The organism is Citrobacter pasteurii, from assembly GCF_019047765.1.
In the GTDB taxonomy this organism is placed as follows: domain Bacteria; phylum Pseudomonadota; class Gammaproteobacteria; order Enterobacterales; family Enterobacteriaceae; genus Citrobacter; species Citrobacter pasteurii.
On the sequence record NZ_CP077262.1, the window covers coordinates 4,481,880 to 4,499,750 of the forward strand.

Here is a 17,871-nt window from a genome sequence, read left to right on the forward strand (position 1 = left end):
TAACCTCTCAGAACGTGATCACGCCTTTAATCAGTTCACGGTTGTTAATCACATCCCGCTCGTATATTTCTGCCAGAGTGTCAAACGCATAGCGGTGCGTGAGCATCATGTCAGCCGTCAGTTTGCCTTCCGACATCAGACGCCCGACTTTGGCAAAATCTTCCGGCGTGGCGTTGCGACTGCCCATCATGGTGGTTTCTTTCTTGTGGAACTCCGGATCGGAGAACTGTAAATCACCTTTGAACAGCCCGACAAAAACGATGCTGCCGCCGTGGCGAATCAAATTCACCGTGTTGTTCATCGCGTGCTGATTCCCCGTAGCATCAATGACTTTTTGCGCCAGCGAACCGCCAAACTGGTCACGCAGTTGCGCGTCAAAATCTTCAGCGGACGGATCGATAACCGGGAGCCCTAATCGGGAAACCACATGCTCTCTGCGTGCCAGGCTGGTATCCGCGACAACCACCTGTGCACCGTCCGCTTTGGCTATCGCCGCGGCACCGAGCCCAATCGGGCCGGCACCGACAACAAGAACATGCTCGCCAGGTACCACCGCCGCCCGACGCACCGCATGGGCGCTGATGGCATAAGGTTCGATCAATGCCGCGGCATGCGGGTCAATCCCCTGTGCATCCAGTAGATTCGTCACCGGAACGGATAAGTACTCGCTAAAGCCACCATCCTGGTGCACACCAATCACCGAAATCTTCTCGCAGCAGTTAGTACGTCCGCTCTGGCACGCCGGACACTGTTGGCAGGCCACGTAAGGAATAACGGCTACCTGCTGACCATTTTTCAGGTCTTGTATATTTTTCCCCAGCCCGACAATTTCACCACATATTTCATGGCCTAGCACACGTGGATAGCTGAAAAAAGGTTGATTGCCGCCCCAGGCATGGATATCAGTTCCACAAATCCCTACGGATTTAATTTTAATTAATGCTTCGCCCTCACCCGGAATAGGTATTTCGCGTTCTTTCCAGACTAATTTTTTAGGTTCCTGGCAAATCAACGTATTCATCGTAGACATGATTCTGCTCTCCTGTTTTTTTGTTGCCTCAGATATCAACGAAAATAAAAACGCTGGAGAAAGCGGAAACATAATCTGTGAATCTCAACGCATAAAAATGTTTTAAATCGGGTTTTAATAGGCAAAAAGGAGAAGCCATGAGCCGTTCGCAGAACTTACGCCACAATGTGATTAACCAGATAATTGATGATATGGCGCGGGGTCATATCCCTTCCCCGCTGCCTTCGCAAAGCGCGCTGGCAGAAATGTACAACATCAGCCGCACCACCGTGCGCCATATGCTGAGCCACTTAGGTGAATGCGGCGTACTGACGCAGGTCGGTAGTCACTACGTTATCGTACGCAAACCAAACCATGATGATGGTTTTTCGTGTACCACGGCGTCCATGGCTGAGCAAAATCGAATTTTTGAGCAAGCCTTTTTCACCATGATTAACCAGCGCCAGCTGCGTGCGGGTGAAAGCTTCTCTGAACTGCAACTGGCCAGAGCTGCGGGTGTCAGCCCGGTCGTGGTACGGGAATATCTTTTAAAATTCGAGCGTTACAATCTGATTAAAAATGAAAAGCGCGGTCAGTGGAGCATGAAGCAGTTCGATCAGGCCTACGCCGAGCAGTTGTTCGAACTACGAGAAATGCTGGAGACTCACTCTCTGCAGCATTTCCTCAACCTGCCTGACGATGATCCTCGCTGGCTGCAGGCCAAAACGCTGCTGGAGCGCCACCGGATACTGCGTGACAGCATCGGCAGTAGCTTTCGCATGTTTTCGCAGCTGGATCGTGAATTTCATGCTTTACTGCTTTCCGCAGCCGATAATATATTTTTTAATCAATCACTTGAGATTATTTCTGTAATTTTCCACTTCCACTATCAATGGGATGAAAGCGACCTTAAGCAGCGCAACATCATTGCTATTGATGAACATATGACCATCCTCAGCGCGCTGATTTGCCGCAGTGACCTGGATGCCACCCTGGCGCTGTGTAACCATTTGAATTCAGCCAAACAATCGATGATTCGCTCCATCACCCAACGTCGCCATAATGTTTATTAAGAACAGATTAAAAACAGCAAACCATTACCGGGAGCACGATTTTATAAAAATAAAAACGCCGGAAAAATACCTCTTGCCTATGCTCACGCTAAGTCGACTGCATTAAAAACTTTCGTGAGCGGTGATGAAAAAAGTTGATTTATCACCGGTACTTTTTCAATACAGCACAGCCTGCCGCTGTGTAAAAATAAATTATTGAGGTTCAGGAGTCCGGCGTGGAAAAAAATAATATTACCCTCGACCCGAGTTCTTCGTTTGGCACCTCGTCATCTGCGGATATTAATGTTCCGCCAGAAGGCATGGTGCAACGCAGTAGTCGAATAAAGCGCATTCAGACCACAGCAATGATTTTATTATTTTTGGCTGCGGTGATTAATTACCTCGACCGCAGTTCACTGTCGGTCGCTAACTTAACCATTCGCGAAGAACTGGGACTCAGCGCCACACAAATCGGCGTACTGCTGTCGGTTTTTTCTCTCGCTTACGGTATTGCACAACTTCCCTGCGGCCCGCTGCTGGATCGTAAAGGTCCGCGCATCATGCTGGGACTGGGGATGTTCTTCTGGTCGCTGTTCCAGGCGATGTCTGGCATGGTGCACAGCTTCACCCAGTTTGTACTGGTACGTATCGGGATGGGGATCGGCGAAGCGCCAATGAACCCTTGTGGCGTAAAGGTCATCAACGACTGGTTTAACATCAAAGAGCGCGGCCGCCCGATGGGGTTATTCAACGCAGCGTCCACCATCGGTGTGGCCATTAGCCCGCCGATTCTGGCTGCCATGATGCTGGTCATGGGCTGGCGCTGGATGTTTATTACCATCGGCGTGCTGGGTATTTTCCTCGCTATCGGCTGGTATATGCTGTACCGCAACCGCGAACAGATTGCGCTGAGCGCTACCGAACAGGCGTATCTGAACGCCGGCAGTGTCAATGCGCGTCGCGATCCTTTGAGCTTTGCCGAATGGCGCAGCCTGTTCCGCAACCGTACCATGTGGGGCATGATGCTGGGCTTTAGCGGCATCAACTACACCGCATGGTTATATCTGGCCTGGCTGCCGGGCTACCTGCAAACCTCCTACAACCTGGATTTAAAAAGCACCGGATTAATGGCCGCCATCCCGTTCCTGTTTGGCGCAGCAGGCATGCTGATCAACGGTTTTGTCACCGACGGGTTGGTGAAACGCGGTATGGCGCCGATTAAGAGCCGTAAAATTTGTATTATCGCCGGGATGTTCTGCTCTGCAGCCTTCACGTTTGTCGTGCCACAGGCAACAACATCAATGGCTGCGGTACTCCTGATCGGTATGGCGCTGTTCTGCATCCACTTCGCCGGAACGTCCTGCTGGGGTCTGATCCACGTTGCAGTGGCTTCACGTATGACCGCCTCTGTGGGCAGTATTCAGAACTTTGCCAGTTTTATCTGCGCATCATTCGCGCCGATCGTCACCGGATTTATTGTTGATACCACCAACTCTTTCCGCCTGGCGCTGATCATCTGCGGTTGCGTCACCATGGTAGGCGCACTCGCCTATATCTTCCTGGTTCGTCAGCCAATCAGCGACCCACGTCAGGAGTGATGCTCTGTAAGGGTCCGGTAATCGTACATTACCGGACCTGCGTGAAACCCCGCTATACTGCCTCCATGAAAATCACTTTCCGCTCCACAACCCAGGTCGATACCCCTATCCTGCCGGGCATCGAACGCTCCGCAGGTCAGCGCTTCCTGCACATTCCTTCGCTGGCATGGCTCGCCGATGGTCACACCGTTACGCTCTCCCAACATCAGCACTATGTTGACAGCGAGATGAGCTGGCTGGCACTGGCAGATAACTCGCCCGTTGGCTTTTTGCTGGCAGAACCGATTGCATCATCGCTGTTTATTGCTGAAGTTTCTCTGCATCTGGACTGGCAGGGGAAAGGGATTGGTCGGGGGTTGATTCGCTACGTCGCTGAACAGGCGCGGGAAAAAGGGTATGCATCACTCACGCTGACCACCTTTCGCGATGTGCCATGGAACGCGCCCTTCTATGCCGGTCTGGGGTTTGAGATGCTGACTGATGAGGCGCTTTCTACACCACTGCGCCAGAAAAGAGAAGAAGAAGCGGCGCACGGGCTGGCGTATGAGTCACGCTGCGCCATGCGCCTGATGTTACGTTGATTGCCCGATGGCGGCTACGCCTTATCGGGCCTACGTAACATTCCCGTAGGCCCGATAAGCGATAGCACCATCCAGCAACCACATAACTTTCCCGTAGGCCGGATAAGCGATAGCGCCATCCGGCATCACGTAACATTCCCGTAGGCCAGATAAGCGACAGCGCCATCCGGCAGCACAGGCTTAGAACGTTTCCCAGTTATCACCGGCATCCGTTGCCGCGGCTTTACGTGGTTGTACGGTTGCTGAAGCGGGTTTTGCGGTCGCAACATCACGAGCACGTTGTTGCTCATGCTGAATACGGAACACCGCAACGGCCTGAGTCAGACGGCTGGCCTGTTCTTCCAACGCCGCAGCGGCAGCAGCGGATTCTTCCACCAGCGAGGCGTTCTGCTGCGTCACGCGATCCATCTCGGCGACTGCCAGACCCACCTGGTCGATCCCGCGGCTCTGCTCGTCAGAAGCGGAGGCGATTTCACCCATAATATCGGTCACGCGGGTCACCGCATTGACGATCTCATCCATGGTTTCACCGGCGCTTTCAACCAGCGTTGAACCGACGTCCACGCGGCTGACCGAGTCTTCAATCAGGCTCTTGATCTCGCGCGCGGCCTGCGCACTACGCTGGGCCAGGTTACGAACTTCACCCGCCACTACCGCAAAACCACGACCCTGTTCACCCGCACGCGCGGCTTCTACCGCGGCGTTGAGCGCCAGAATGTTAGTCTGGAAGGCAATGCCGTCGATCACGCTGATAATATCGGCAATTTTCTGCGAGCTGGAAGCGATATCACGCATGGTTTGCACCACATTATCCACCACTTTTCCGCCTTTCTGCGCCGTTTCTGAGGCACTCAGCGCCAGATGGCTGGCCTGACGGGCGTTTTCGGCGTTCTGCTTCACGGTCGCCGTCAGCTGTTCCATGCTGGCCGCGGTTTCTTCCAGAGAGGCCGCTTGCTGTTCGGTACGCGAGGAGAGATCGTTATTGCCCATCGCAATCTCGCTGGCACCGCTATAGATAGCGTTAGCACCATTACGCACATCACCCACGGTGTTCATCAGTTCACCCTGCATGTGACGCAGGCTTTCTGCCAGTTGCCCAATCTCGTTGGAACCTTCCACCTCAATACGCTTCACCAGATCGCCGCTGGCGATATGACGAATGCTGTCAATCAGACGGTTCATTGGAGAGATAAGGGTCAGTTTGATACCAAACCAGACCGCAATAATCGCTGCCAGTACGGTAATCAGCACAATCACCAGCACCCACATCGCCTGGCTGTAAGAACTGTTGTTATCGGCCACCGCGATGTCATACAGGCGATCGTTTTGCTGCATGTAGTTGACATAGGCTTTCTCAAAACCATCCTGATAGCTTTGAGTCGGTTGATCAAAGAACGCGTTGATCTTCCCGTCACCCAGCAACTGGATCAGTTCCGCCAGCGCGCCGTGGTAGATGTCATAGGTGCGGTTGATCTCCTGGAATGCGGCTTCGCTTTGACGCGGATCGCGTGGCAGCGACTCGTAAATCGCCCAGTTTTTTTCCGTCAGTTTCAGCGCATTGCTCGCCACCTGCATCAGCTCAGCAACGGTCGCGCCGCTGCCGATATTGCTCTGATCCATCATGTAACGAATACCCGCCCGGTTAAGGGTATTACGCGTTTGCAGCAGTTCAACCCAGGTCCCATTCAGCGCAGACTGTTGCTGGCGAATGGTTTGCAGAACGGTAAAGTTCTCTTTGTCATTCTTCAGTGAGTTAAAGAACAACCCGCCCGAGGCCAGTTGTAAAACGCCAAATAGCGCCAATACCAGCAGTAAGCTGGTAACAATCTTCATTCGTTTTAACATGTTTTCTCTTTCCGCTAGACAGATGTCAGAATTTTCGGCCTGGAAAGGGAAAACTTTATGGAATTCGTGCTAACTGAATCGATCTCAGCATCGACGATTCGTCGATCCCCGCAATCAACCAAGGATCTAAAGGCGTTTATCAGTGATCTCAATCACATAATTATCCCCACTCACCGGCACCTGGAACCGCTCACTGACACTTGGAACCGCTTAAGCTGACATACAACCACTCACTTATTTACCTTACTTTACGCGCGTAACTCTCTGGCAAGATCCTCCCAACATAGCAGTCAACTTATCTCCTCAAACACACAATCAACCCCCCAGCGGCCTCGGCCAATTATTAGGTTTTACTATGGATACGAAAAAGATATTCAAGCACATACCCTGGGTCATTCTCGGAATCATCGGTGCATTCTGCCTCTCGGTAGTGGCATTACGTCGGGGTGAACACATCAGCGCCCTGTGGATCGTGGTCGCCTCTGTCTCCGTTTATCTGGTGGCCTATCGTTACTACAGTCTCTACATCGCTCAAAAGGTGATGAAACTTGACCCAACGCGTGCCACGCCAGCGGTCATCAACAATGATGGTCTGAACTACGTCCCAACCAACCGTAACGTATTGTTTGGTCACCACTTTGCTGCTATCGCCGGTGCAGGTCCGCTGGTTGGGCCGGTACTGGCTGCGCAGATGGGCTACCTGCCCGGCACGCTGTGGCTGCTGGCCGGCGTGGTGCTGGCCGGTGCGGTGCAGGACTTCATGGTGCTGTTTATCTCTTCTCGCCGTAACGGCGCATCTCTGGGTGAGATGATCAAAGAAGAGATGGGCCCGGTGCCGGGAACCATTGCGCTGTTCGGCTGCTTCTTAATCATGATCATTATCCTCGCGGTGCTGGCACTGATCGTGGTGAAAGCACTGGCTGAAAGCCCGTGGGGTGTGTTCACCGTCTGCTCAACCGTACCTATCGCGCTGTTCATGGGGATCTACATGCGATTCCTGCGCCCAGGACGCGTGGGCGAAGTGTCGGTGATTGGTATTGTGCTGCTGGTTGCTTCTATCTACTTCGGTGGCGTGATTGCGCACGACCCGTACTGGGGCCCGGCGCTGACCTTTAAAGACACCACCATTACCTTCACCCTGATCGGTTACGCGTTTATCTCTGCGCTGCTGCCGGTATGGCTGATCCTCGCCCCGCGCGACTATCTGGCGACCTTCCTGAAAATCGGCGTTATCGTTGGTCTGGCGGTGGGGATTGTTATCCTCAACCCGGAACTGAAAATGCCGGCGATGACCCAGTACGTTGATGGTACTGGCCCGCTGTGGAAAGGCGCTCTGTTCCCGTTCCTGTTCATTACCATCGCCTGTGGTGCGGTATCTGGCTTCCACGCGCTGATCGCCTCCGGTACTACACCGAAGCTGCTGGCCTGTGAAACCGACGCGCGTTTCATTGGTTATGGCGCGATGCTGATGGAATCCTTCGTGGCGATTATGGCGCTGGTTGCTGCGTCCATCATCGAACCGGGTCTGTACTTCGCAATGAACACCCCGCCTGCGGGCCTTGGCATCACCATGCCGAACCTGCATGAAATGGGTGGAGAGAACGCGCCGCTGATTATGGCGCAACTGAAAGACGTCACCGCACACGCGGCGGCAACCGTCAGTTCCTGGGGCTTCGTGATTTCGCCTGAGCAGATCCTGCAAACCGCGAAAGACATCGGTGAACCGTCCGTTCTGAACCGCGCAGGTGGCGCACCAACGCTGGCTGTCGGTATCGCCCACGTGTTCCACAAAGTCCTGCCGATGGCGGACATGGGCTTCTGGTACCACTTCGGTATTCTGTTCGAAGCACTGTTCATCCTGACCGCACTGGATGCGGGTACCCGTTCTGGCCGCTTTATGCTGCAGGATTTACTGGGTAACTTCGTCCCGTTCCTGAAGAAAACCGACTCCCTGGTTGCCGGTGTCGTCGGTACTGCGGGCTGCGTAGGCCTGTGGGGCTACCTGCTGTATCAAGGCGTGGTTGACCCGCTGGGCGGCGTGAAGAGCCTGTGGCCGCTGTTCGGTATCTCTAACCAGATGCTGGCGGCTGTGGCGCTGGTTCTGGGCACCGTGGTACTGGTTAAAATGCAGCGTACCAAATACATCTGGGTGACCGTGATTCCGGCAGTATGGCTGCTGATCTGTACCACCTGGGCGCTGGGTCTGAAACTGTTCAGCACCAACCCGCAGATGGAAGGCTTCTTCTTCATGGCGAATCAGTACAAAGAGAAGATTGCTAACGGCGGCGAACTGACCGCACAGCAGATTGCCAATATGAACCATATTGTCATCAACAACTACACCAACGCAGGCTTAAGTATTCTGTTCCTGGTGGTGGTGTACAGCATCATTTTCTACGGGTTCCGTACCTGGCAGAAAGCCCGCACCATCAACGGTCGCTCTGATAAAGAGACACCGTATGTACCGGTGCCAGAAGGTGGCGTGAAAACCTCTTCACATCATTAAGCCGTAATTGCCGGATGACGCTGCGCTTATCCGGCCTACAAAATGTGCAGTATGTAGGCCGGATAAGGCGCAAGCCGCCATCCGGCTTTATTCATTAACAGGACGGCAGAATGTTTGGTACTTTAGGTCAGGCAAAAAAATATCTCGGTCAGGCGGCGAAGATGCTGATTGGCATTCCGGACTACGACAACTACGTCGAGCACATGAAGACCAACCATCCCGATAAGCCGTACATGACCTACGAAGAATTCTTCCGCGAGCGCCAGGAAGCCCGCTACGGTAGCGGCGGAAGCAGTTGCTGTTAGAAGGAGAAGTGAATGACCCCGATTGCAGTTACCCTACTCACCGGTTTTCTTGGCGCGGGAAAAACCACCCTGCTGCGCCATATTCTCAACGAGCAGCACGGTTTCAAGATTGCCGTTATCGAAAACGAATTCGGCGAAGTCTCGGTAGACGATCAGCTGATTGGCGACCGTGCCACGCAGATCAAAACCCTGACCAACGGCTGCATCTGCTGTACCCGCTCCAGTGAGCTGGAAGACGCGCTGCTCGATCTGCTCGACAACCTCGACAAAGGCGCCATCAATTTTGATCGTCTGGTGATCGAATGCACCGGCATGGCCGATCCTGGCCCGATTATTCAGACCTTTTTCTCCCATGAAGTAATTTGCGAACGCTACCTGCTGGACGGCGTAATTGCGCTGGTTGACGCGGTGCATGCCGACGAACAGATGAACCAATTCACCATCGCCCAGTCGCAGGTAGGCTATGCCGACCGTATTCTGCTGACCAAAACCGACGTAGCCGGTGAAAGCGAAAAACTGCGTGAGCGCCTGGCGCGCATCAACGCCCGCGCCCCGGTGTATACCGTCACGCATGGCGATATCGATCTCTCGCTGCTGTTCGACACCAACGGTTTTATGCTGGAAGAAAACGTGGTCAGCGCCAAACCGCGCTTCCACTTTATCGCCGACAAGCAAAACGATATCTCCTCGATCGTCGTCGAGCTGGATTACCCGGTCAATATCAGCGACGTGTCCAGGGTGATGGAAAACCTGCTGCTGGAATCCGCCGAGAAGCTGCTGCGCTATAAAGGAATGCTGTGGATTGAAGGCGAACCGAACCGCCTGCTGTTCCAGGGCGTCCAGCGCCTGTACAGCGCCGACTGGGACCGCCCGTGGGGCGACGAACAACCGCACAGCCTGCTGGTGTTTATCGGCATTAACCTGCCGGAAGACGAGATCCGAGCAGCGTTTGCGGGGTTGAAGAAGTAAACAGCCGCTCCCTTTTATTTGTGAAAGGGAGCAAATATCTCTGAAGCAAATATCTCGCATCACGCTTTCTGTTTGTAATATTGTCTGTTAATGTCATTAACCATGATGAATTCATGTTTTTATTAATATCCCTCAGAATATTAATTTAACATATTTATATAATTTTCATGAATTGGTAGGTGTAACATGGCAATCATTATTCCCACAATAAGCAGTTGTAGCGAGAAAATTACTGCCGGCGAAAAAAGACTGGCAAGACTTCTTGAGGGGGGACTCAGCGAACAGTGTACCTGCTGGTATGACACCCGAATGGGAGACAAGCAAGAGCATCCGGATTTTGTAATTCTAACCCCCGAAAAAGGTTTGTTATTTATAGAAGTGAAAGACTGGTTTATTACAAAAATTAAATCCGCCAACAAATTACATATTCATTATGAAACTAAAGACGGCATTCAACCGTTCAAGAATCCACTCGAACAGGTTCGTCAATATACCTTTCACACTATCGATAGCCTAAAAAAAGATCCGCTGCTCCGTCAGCAACAAGGAGATTATGAAGGCAGCTTTATTATGCCGTATGGATTTGGTGTTTATTTAAGCAATATCACCCGAGCACAGCTAGAAAAGAGTTTTCCACCCGAAGCGATAAATGAACTATTCCCAGCCAGTCAGGTTATTTGCAAAGACGAGCTCAGCGAGTTTATGACCAGGGAACAAATCTCTGCCCGGCTCGAATCCCTTCTCAGACATAACTTCACTCATCATACAACACCACAGCAACTCGACCGTATCCGATGGCATCTATATCCCGATGTACGCATTAACGCATCCGTTACGCATGTTGATCTGGACAATTTTACGTTCCACACCCCCGATGTGGTTTGCATGATGGACAGGAACCAGGAACAACTCGCCAGAAGCATGGGTGCAGGGCACCGCGTTATTCATGGCGTGGCAGGATCCGGTAAAACGCTCATTTTGCACCACCGTTGTATTGAGCTTGCCAACAATATTGAAAACACCAAGCCGATCCTGGTGATTTGCTACAACATCACGCTGGCCAAAAAACTCAAATCACAGCTTGAGCAGCACACTTTAAGACTTCCCGTCGAAGTCATCCATTTTCATGCCTGGTGTTATCAACAGCTAAATGCACATCATTGTCTTCCGCCGAAAAGCAAAAACTTTATTGAGCTGATGGAAAATGCGCTGACGGTGGCATTTGAAGAGGGGATTATAAAACCGGAGCAATACAGCGCAGTCCTAATAGACGAGGGACACGATTTCAAACCGGAGTGGCTGAGAATACTCGCACGTATGCCAGACAACAAAGATAACTCCCTTCTTTTCCTCTACGATGACGCCCAGTCTATCTACCAGAAAAAGAAAGCCCTCGACTTCACACTCTCTAGTGTCAATATTAAGGCCCTCGGCCGTACTACGATCCTGAATACCAACTATCGTAATACCCGGCAAATACTCCATTTTGCCAGCAACATTGCCTTTAATTATCTCAATAATCACATTGAAGAGGCGCTCAAGTACCAGCAACCCGATGCCGGAGGCTTGTCCGGCACTTATCCGGCACTGGCCAGCTTTGATAATCAGGACGAGGAGATTACTCACGTGCTCGATTGGGTGACAAAGCAGCGACAACAAGGTATTGCATGGTCAGAGATCGCCATACTGTGCCCTTCAACATACAGCATTTCGGGGATGCTGGGGCCACGTCTCGCGGCGCGTAGCATCCCCTACCAAATGATTGTGACCAGCGATGACAAAAAGCACTGGTCGCCGCAAAATGATTTCCTTTGTGTAATGCCTTTACCAAGCAGTAAGGGGCTTGAATTTCACTCAGTGGCTATTATGGATGCCGCAAAGGAAAGGGATGAGGAAGATCTGAGTGACGACATCAAGCGTCTGTATGTCGGATTTACCCGCGCGCGCCAGAATCTTTTGGTGACAATGCACGGAACAGGGAGCTTGCGCGACCATCTTCTCAACACCTACGAAAATAGCGCGAAGGCTTTCTAACGGAGCCACGCCAGGAATCCGTAAACATTCCCCTCTCCCTACAGCGGAGAGGGGTGAATCCTATTTCAACACTCCCTGCTGCGTTACAACCCACTGTTCACTGGTGGTAACCGGTTTGGCATCCCGGCCTGATGCCGCAGGTGTTCCACTAATTTGACAGCCGCGGTTATTTTAGCGGAGAACCGCAGCAGAAATAACCTCGCAGATGTCCGGTGGCGCTACACTTACCGGGCCTGGAAATTCTGCTTCCCGTAGGCCGGATAAGGCTCAGCTGCCATCCTGCACTCACAGCCCCACTCACTCGGTGATCACAAATCGTGTCGCCGCAAAGCAGTTCAATATCCGGTGCACCAGAAATACCATGGTGAGCGTAGCTACCAGCGCGACGGTAACGGAGGTGATGCGGTAGAGATCGCTGAACACCAGATCCTGATCCGGGTGCAGGTTCTGGCCAAACATAATGCCGATGGTGGTGATACTGGCAAAACCCACGCCCGCGCCGACTTTTTCCATTACGTGCAGGCGGGCGCTGAACGCCAGCCCGAGGCCAATCAGCGGCATCATCAGCAGCATATGGTTGCTGAAATCATAAATAAGCAGCTGCACCAGCAGAATGTACAGACAAGCCAGTACCACGCCGACCACGCGCCAGACAGAACTCAACACCGCGCCGCGATAATGCATCGGAAACAGGATCAAAATGCCCGCCATCAGCGCCGACAGCGAATCGCTCAGGTCACAAACCTGAAAGACCACAAAAATCATTGTCGCCACCGAACCGGAAAGCAGCGACTCGTGGCGAACCCGGGCGGCATCTTTCTCAATACGCGGCGGCGGATGGCGGGGATCCGCATCTGGGATCAGATAATGCAGCAGCGCGCTCAGCGCCACCGCCATGACGCAGGCTTCCATATTGGAGAACATCAGCGTATGCCAGTTGGTGGTGGGATAGCTCATAAAGTTGAGCATCGTGCTCTGGCACACCACGCCCATTGAGCCGAACAGAAACAGCGGTCCTTTGCTCATCAACCGAAAACGCATCACGTACAGGCCAAATACCACCAGCGTCATAATCAGCGGCCATTGTGAGAGATAGCCGACAATCAGTACCATTTCGACGCAGTTCACCGCCGCGCTGAACACAAACTGTTTTGCCACATGGCGGTTGAACACTGGTACCAGCGACAGCAGCATCAGCGGATAAACCACAAAGAACACGCCGTACTGCACGTTGTAGAAGGTCGAGATACTCAGCGCGATTGTGCCGGCAACCGAGATACGCAGGGTCTGGCGAAAATCATTGGCGGTGTAGACAATATTCCCGTGCGGCGTAAAGACGTGGGCCAGGGTGTTAATAGACATAGTGCAGCCAGCTGACAAGGTGGATCTGCGCCCCGGCAAAGGTGCGGGCGAACATCCCCTCGCTGTTGTACAGCTGTACCGTGGCGCGCGCCCCGGTCGGCAACGGCGTGTCGAGCGGTTCGTTCAGCGCGACGTGAATACGCATACGCTGGGCATCGCGCACCCAGCGGGTGGACTGTTCCGGTTGCGACAGCTGGCCGTTAACCTGCTCCTGTCCTGCCAGAATACCGGCATCACTGCTGGTAACGCGGGCAGAGAAAACCTTGCCCGGCATGGCGTCGAACACCACGGCGGCATCGGTATCCACCCGGGTGTGGCGCAGGCTTTTCTCGCGAAAGTCAGCCACAATGTCGGTCTGGTGGCTGACCAACGCCAGCAATGGCGTGGCGGCAGTGGCGTAAAGTCCGGGGCTAAGCTGGAGGTTGCTCACCGTGCCGTCGGTCTGTGCATAGACTTTGCTCCAGCCGAGGTTCAGTTGCGCCTCTTCCAGCGCATTACGGTATTTTTGCAGCGTCACGTTGCGGTTTTCATCGCGCTCGCCGCGTTGGATCAGCAGGTTCTGAATACTGGCATTAAGCGCCGACACCGACTGCTCGCTGGTTTGCCAGGTGGTGCGCACCTTGTCGAGATCGGCTTGCGACACGTTCTGCATGGCGCTCAGGCGCTGATAACGGTCAAAGGTGGTCTTGTCGTTCCAGGCGTTGAATTGCGCGGTGCGCAGGTTGGCGCGCGCAGAAGCGATCTGCGCATCCAGCTGTTGGTTGCTCAGCTTCGCCTGCTCAAGGGCGATTTGCGCGGCCTCGACCTTATTGATAAACGGCGTCGGATCCAGTTCGTACAGCAAATCGCCCTTCTTCACCGGGCTGTTATTGTGTACATGCACCTGCGAGACGTAGCCGGATACGCGTGAGGAAACCGGCGTTACCACGCGCATCACCGTGGAGTCCGGCGTCAGCGGGATCCAGATATCGGCAACGATAAACCAGGCGAATATGACCAGGAAAGCGGCAATACTCACCCTTACCCAACGGGCAAATTTTTGTTCTGGGGTCATCATAGTTTTTTAGTGTTGATTGTCTTCTTCGCGGATTGTCCGCAAATTGCAGGCGAGTTGATTTAAGGTTGCGCTGAAGGCGGCAAGCTCCGCTTCTGGGATAGTACACGTGACGCGATGTTGGTATGTCTCTATCACCCGGTTGAGTTCTTCCAGCCTTAAGCGGCCTTGCGCGGTCAGCGTGAGCAGGCGAATGCGTTTGTCATAAGGCGATGTGGAACGCAGCAGATAGCCGTGCTTTTCCAGCTGTGAGAGGGTACGCATCAGCGGCGGCAGTTCAATACCCTGCACCTCCGCCAGTTCACTGACCGAGACGTTGTCTCCCAGTTGATACAGTTGCATCAGTACCGTCCAGCTTGACTGCGTCAGGCCAGTATCAGTAATGGCTGCGTCAATAATGGCCCGCCACTGGCGCACCACCATTGCCATGCGCATCCCCATCGGGCGGCGGGCAAACCGTTCATCTTCAGTCATGTTTCCTTCCCCTCATCGCTGAGAAGAAAATAATACTTATCAGGGTAAGTATCAAGAAACGGACTAACCAGAAGCATAAATTGATAAATACCGCGAATATAAAAGAGGCCGGGGCAGTAGTCCCCGGCCTTTGTTGGTGAAAAAAAAATCACTCCACCTGATCACGTCGCAACCCGACGTCCCGCAGCCGTTCATCGCTCATCTGTTGCAATACACGTCGCGTTTGCGCCCGAAGTTGCCACCGTTTTATCACCTGCCAGATCTGCACAAACCCAACAAACGGCTGTTTTGCGTGGTTCTCGTGAAATTCCATACCTTGCCTCCCCGTCTTGCCAGAGACTTTATCTTCACGGATTTGGCCAGGTACAATACAGACTCACAAAGTACTTTTCTTTAACATACAGATTGGTTAAAAAGAGCTCTGCATCGCTTTTTTCACGCCAATCTGTACTGGTTTTTTAATCTGTATGGTACCCATGAGGGATACAGCATGACGCGTTACCAACATCTGGCCAATCTGCTGGCCGAACGCATTGAGCAAGGGCTGTATCGCCATGGCGAAAAACTGCCTTCGGTACGCAGCCTGAGTCAGGAGCACGGGGTCAGCATCAGCACCGTACAGCAGGCCTATCAGACGCTGGAACAGCGACAGCTGATCACCCCCCAGCCACGTTCCGGTTATTTTGTCGCGCCGCAAAAAGCAAAGCCGCCCGTGCCGCTGATGTCGCGCCCGGTACAGCGTCCAGTGGAGATAACCCAGTGGGATCAGGTGCTGGATATGCTGAAAGGCAACGCGGACAAATCCATCACACCTTTCAGCAGCGGCGTGCCCGATATTAATCAACCCAGCCTGAAGCCACTGTGGCGCGAGTTAAGCCGCGTGGCGCAGCATAATCTCAAGGCAATTTTGGGCTACGATGAAATCTCCGGGTGCCGTGAGCTGCGTCACCAGATTGCGCGCCTGATGCTGGACAGCGGCTCTGTCGTCAATGCGGATGATATTGTCATCACCAGCGGCAGCCAGAGCGGAATGTCGCTGGCGCTGCTGACGGTCTGCCAGCCTGGAGACATTGTTGCCGTTGAATCCCCCGCCTACTACGGCACAATGCAGCTGCTGCGCGGCTTAGGGATCAAAGTCATTGAGATCCCGACCGATCCGGATACCGGGATCAGCATTGAAGCACTGGAACTGGCACTGGATCAATGGCCGATCAAAGGCGTGCTGCTGGTTCCCAACTGCAACAACCCGCTCGGATTTATTATGCCGGATGCGCGGAAGCGGGCGGTACTCGCCCTCGCCCAACGCCACGATATCGTGATTTTTGAAGATGATGTGTATGGCGAACTGGCAACGGAGTACCCGCGCCCACGCACCATTCACTCCTGGGACAGTGACGGTCGGGTTATGCTGTGCAGTTCGTTTACCAAATCCGTAGCACCAGGTTTGCGCGTCGGTTGGGTCATTCCCGGTCGCTATTATGACAAACTGCTGCATATGAAATACGCCGTCATTGGCACCAACGTTCCTGCCACGCAACTGGCGGCCGCCACCTTCGTGCGCGAGGGGCATTACCATCGTCATATCCGACGCATGCGCCAGATTTATCAGCGCAATATGGAGATCTACACCTGCTGGGTACGGGAGTACTTCCCCTGCGGGATCTGCGTCACCCGACCAAAAGGCGGCTTTATGCTGTGGGTGGAATTGCCGCAGCAGGTCGATATGGTCTGCGTGGCTAAACAGCTCTGTCGCCTGAAAATCCAGGTCGCGCCTGGCTCGCTGTTCTCCGCATCCGGAAAGTATCGCAACTGCGTGCGTATTAACTGTGCGTTACCGCCAAACGAGAAGCATCAGGAAGTGATGCAAAAACTCGGTGAAGCAGTGAAGGTGGCGATGGAGTAAATCGCTACACCCGGCTAAACCTCTGCCTGGTGGCTTAACCCCTGGATATCCTCAGCGGAAAGTCGGGTAATTTTTTGTACCGTGCTGATATCAATACCGTCTGCCAGCATGGTGCAGGCAATACGGAGCGCCTCAGTTCGTTGCCCCTCTATCAGCCCTTCCTGTTTGCCTTCCTGTTTGCCTTTCTGCTGACCTTTGAGCCATCCTTTTTGAAAACCTGCCTCATGTAATCTGTCTGCGATCGTCATCAAATGCTCCTTATGCTGCGGTGAACGTTCGGCAATCTCCCTGATAAACGCATTGAAGCGGGGCGCATCGCCGGTTCGCAAAATATAATTAAACAGCGTCTTTAGCTGGCTGTCATTAGTCAGTCCAGTAACCAACAGGGAAACAATTTGCTCTACCAGTCCCATAAGGTCGCGCTGACGGATATGTTTTTGGATTAACTCCAGCAGCGCCATGCGTCGATGCTGCACAATTTCGTCATCCGGAATAACGGTAATATCTACCAGCGGAAACGCGGCAGCATACAACTGACGAGCCAGCTTCGGGTTAGCAAACTCGTCCAGCCAGCACAATGACCAGGGATACGGGCTTTTAGCACCATGATAAAAAAGCATCGGCACCACCAGTGGCAATTGCTGATGCCCGGCATCTAAATGTTTCTGCATAGCCGCTATCGCATAGCGCATCAATCTGAATGCCATGTGCGCATCCGGTGTACTTTGGTGTTCAATCACCACATAAATATATCCATCCCCTTCAGTCGTTTTCACCGACCACAGCACATCGGAGTAATACGCATGTAAATCCTCTTCAATAAAACTGTCAGGCTCAAGTTTCAGGGTTTGAAAATTGCAAAGTTCGCGCAGCGAAGCGGGAAGATGTATTTGTAGAAAATCCCGGGCAGTCTCAGGATGACGTAAAAATGTTTTAAAGACCGCATCATGCGGTGTGGAAGTCGCTGCTGTATTCATGGCGGCCCGTCACCTGGAAATAAGATGCCATGACTTTAGCGTCAGAAAATCACACTCTCACCTGCGATATCCTCTCTTTGCGAAGCGTTATCAGAGATAAAAACGTCCCGTTGCAACGTCTGCATTTGTCTGGAAAACATCACGCAGAAACGCGGCTTCAATGTACATTCCCGCGTTAACTTCCTTTAATTTCTACACACTA

At 53.0% G+C, this 17,871-nt stretch carries 15 protein-coding genes; 8 read left to right on the forward strand and 7 right to left on the reverse strand.

Going from position 1 to position 17,871, the window contains the following annotated elements:
- Positions 1–7 precede the first annotated feature (7 nt).
- A complete protein-coding gene (locus I6L54_RS21645; protein WP_005134646.1) occupies positions 8–1,030 on the reverse strand; it encodes a zinc-binding alcohol dehydrogenase family protein in 1,023 nt (340 codons plus the stop codon).
- Positions 1,031–1,167: 137 nt separating this feature from the next.
- On the opposite strand from I6L54_RS21645, the gene I6L54_RS21650 reads away from it, so the two are divergent.
- The 3 genes from I6L54_RS21650 to I6L54_RS21660 all read left to right on the forward strand — a co-directional run bounded on the left by I6L54_RS21650 (position 1,168) and on the right by I6L54_RS21660 (position 4,240).
- Positions 1,168–2,082 carry a GntR family transcriptional regulator gene (locus I6L54_RS21650; protein WP_005134644.1) on the forward strand — a complete coding sequence of 305 codons (915 nt, stop codon included), beginning with the start codon at positions 1,168–1,170 and terminating at the stop codon, positions 2,080–2,082.
- Positions 2,083–2,297: 215 nt separating this feature from the next.
- Positions 2,298–3,659 (forward strand): MFS transporter, encoded by a 1,362-nt coding sequence (locus I6L54_RS21655; protein ID WP_040230231.1) that lies wholly within the window; start codon positions 2,298–2,300, stop codon positions 3,657–3,659.
- Positions 3,660–3,724: 65 nt separating this feature from the next.
- Positions 3,725–4,240: a GNAT family N-acetyltransferase gene (locus I6L54_RS21660; protein ID WP_040230371.1), complete on the forward strand. Its 516-nt coding sequence runs from the start codon at positions 3,725–3,727 to the stop codon at positions 4,238–4,240.
- A 180-nt stretch (positions 4,241–4,420) separates the two neighbouring features.
- On the opposite strand, the gene tsr is transcribed toward I6L54_RS21660, so the two are convergent.
- Positions 4,421–6,085 (reverse strand): methyl-accepting chemotaxis protein, encoded by a 1,665-nt coding sequence (gene tsr / locus I6L54_RS21665; RefSeq protein WP_005134628.1) that lies wholly within the window; start codon positions 6,083–6,085, stop codon positions 4,421–4,423.
- A gap of 355 nt (positions 6,086–6,440) precedes the next feature.
- On the opposite strand from tsr, the gene btsT reads away from it, so the two are divergent.
- The 4 genes from btsT (at position 6,441) to I6L54_RS21685 (ending at position 11,899) form a co-directional block, all read left to right on the forward strand.
- Positions 6,441–8,591, forward strand: a complete 2,151-nt coding sequence (btsT, locus tag I6L54_RS21670; RefSeq protein ID WP_040230232.1) for a pyruvate/proton symporter BtsT — start codon at positions 6,441–6,443, stop codon at positions 8,589–8,591.
- A gap of 110 nt (positions 8,592–8,701) precedes the next feature.
- A complete protein-coding gene (locus tag I6L54_RS21675; protein WP_003830038.1) occupies positions 8,702–8,896 on the forward strand; it encodes a YbdD/YjiX family protein in 195 nt (64 codons plus the stop codon).
- Positions 8,897–8,908: 12 nt separating this feature from the next.
- Positions 8,909–9,865 carry a GTPase gene (gene yjiA / locus I6L54_RS21680; RefSeq protein WP_040230234.1) on the forward strand — a complete coding sequence of 319 codons (957 nt, stop codon included), beginning with the start codon at positions 8,909–8,911 and terminating at the stop codon, positions 9,863–9,865.
- A 186-nt stretch (positions 9,866–10,051) separates the two neighbouring features.
- Positions 10,052–11,899 (forward strand): UvrD-helicase domain-containing protein, encoded by a 1,848-nt coding sequence (locus I6L54_RS21685; RefSeq protein ID WP_005134107.1) that lies wholly within the window; start codon positions 10,052–10,054, stop codon positions 11,897–11,899.
- A 297-nt stretch (positions 11,900–12,196) separates the two neighbouring features.
- Here I6L54_RS21685 and I6L54_RS21690 read toward each other — a convergent pair whose 3' ends face one another.
- The 4 genes from I6L54_RS21690 to I6L54_RS21705 all read right to left on the reverse strand — a co-directional run bounded on the left by I6L54_RS21690 (position 12,197) and on the right by I6L54_RS21705 (position 15,102).
- Complete coding sequence (locus tag I6L54_RS21690) at positions 12,197–13,261, reverse strand: DUF2955 domain-containing protein (RefSeq protein WP_005134108.1); 1,065 nt, start codon at positions 13,259–13,261, stop codon at positions 12,197–12,199.
- Positions 13,251–14,318, reverse strand: a complete 1,068-nt coding sequence (locus I6L54_RS21695) for an HlyD family secretion protein (RefSeq protein WP_040230235.1) — start codon at positions 14,316–14,318, stop codon at positions 13,251–13,253. Before I6L54_RS21695 ends, I6L54_RS21690 begins: the two co-directional genes overlap by 11 nt.
- A gap of 6 nt (positions 14,319–14,324) precedes the next feature.
- The gene (locus tag I6L54_RS21700) at positions 14,325–14,789 is read right to left on the reverse strand and encodes a MarR family winged helix-turn-helix transcriptional regulator (protein ID WP_005134110.1); all 465 of its coding nucleotides are present in this window, start codon (positions 14,787–14,789) and stop codon (positions 14,325–14,327) included.
- 148 nt (positions 14,790–14,937) lie between these two features.
- Positions 14,938–15,102: a DUF1127 domain-containing protein gene (locus I6L54_RS21705; protein ID WP_072041408.1), complete on the reverse strand. Its 165-nt coding sequence runs from the start codon at positions 15,100–15,102 to the stop codon at positions 14,938–14,940.
- A gap of 177 nt (positions 15,103–15,279) precedes the next feature.
- Between I6L54_RS21705 and I6L54_RS21710 the strand changes: the two genes are divergently transcribed.
- Positions 15,280–16,692, forward strand: coding sequence for an aminotransferase-like domain-containing protein (locus tag I6L54_RS21710; RefSeq protein WP_040230236.1), 1,413 nt, complete (start codon positions 15,280–15,282; stop codon positions 16,690–16,692).
- A gap of 14 nt (positions 16,693–16,706) precedes the next feature.
- Here the strand turns inward: I6L54_RS21710 and I6L54_RS21715 are convergent, their stop codons facing one another.
- Complete coding sequence (locus tag I6L54_RS21715) at positions 16,707–17,669, reverse strand: Rpn family recombination-promoting nuclease/putative transposase (protein ID WP_005134113.1); 963 nt, start codon at positions 17,667–17,669, stop codon at positions 16,707–16,709.
- Between the last annotated feature and the right edge of the window lie 202 nt (positions 17,670–17,871).

Bases quoted from the DNA above. Each gene is read 5' to 3' on its own strand.
- btsT (WP_040230232.1), top strand. From the start codon at position 6,441: ATGGATACGAAAAAGATATTCAAGCACATACCCTGGGTCATTCTCGGA.
- tsr (WP_005134628.1), bottom strand. From the start codon at position 6,085: ATGTTAAAACGAATGAAGATTGTTACCAGCTTACTGCTGGTATTGGCG.
- I6L54_RS21700 (WP_005134110.1), bottom strand. From the start codon at position 14,789: ATGACTGAAGATGAACGGTTTGCCCGCCGCCCGATGGGGATGCGCATG.
- I6L54_RS21685 (WP_005134107.1), top strand. From the start codon at position 10,052: ATGGCAATCATTATTCCCACAATAAGCAGTTGTAGCGAGAAAATTACT.
- yjiA (WP_040230234.1), top strand. From the start codon at position 8,909: ATGACCCCGATTGCAGTTACCCTACTCACCGGTTTTCTTGGCGCGGGA.
- I6L54_RS21660 (WP_040230371.1), top strand. From the start codon at position 3,725: ATGAAAATCACTTTCCGCTCCACAACCCAGGTCGATACCCCTATCCTG.
- I6L54_RS21650 (WP_005134644.1), top strand. From the start codon at position 1,168: ATGAGCCGTTCGCAGAACTTACGCCACAATGTGATTAACCAGATAATT.
- I6L54_RS21705 (WP_072041408.1), bottom strand. From the start codon at position 15,102: ATGGAATTTCACGAGAACCACGCAAAACAGCCGTTTGTTGGGTTTGTG.
- I6L54_RS21690 (WP_005134108.1), bottom strand. From the start codon at position 13,261: ATGTCTATTAACACCCTGGCCCACGTCTTTACGCCGCACGGGAATATT.
- I6L54_RS21695 (WP_040230235.1), bottom strand. From the start codon at position 14,318: ATGATGACCCCAGAACAAAAATTTGCCCGTTGGGTAAGGGTGAGTATT.
- I6L54_RS21645 (WP_005134646.1), bottom strand. From the start codon at position 1,030: ATGTCTACGATGAATACGTTGATTTGCCAGGAACCTAAAAAATTAGTC.
- I6L54_RS21710 (WP_040230236.1), top strand. From the start codon at position 15,280: ATGACGCGTTACCAACATCTGGCCAATCTGCTGGCCGAACGCATTGAG.
- I6L54_RS21675 (WP_003830038.1), top strand. From the start codon at position 8,702: ATGTTTGGTACTTTAGGTCAGGCAAAAAAATATCTCGGTCAGGCGGCG.
- I6L54_RS21715 (WP_005134113.1), bottom strand. From the start codon at position 17,669: ATGAATACAGCAGCGACTTCCACACCGCATGATGCGGTCTTTAAAACA.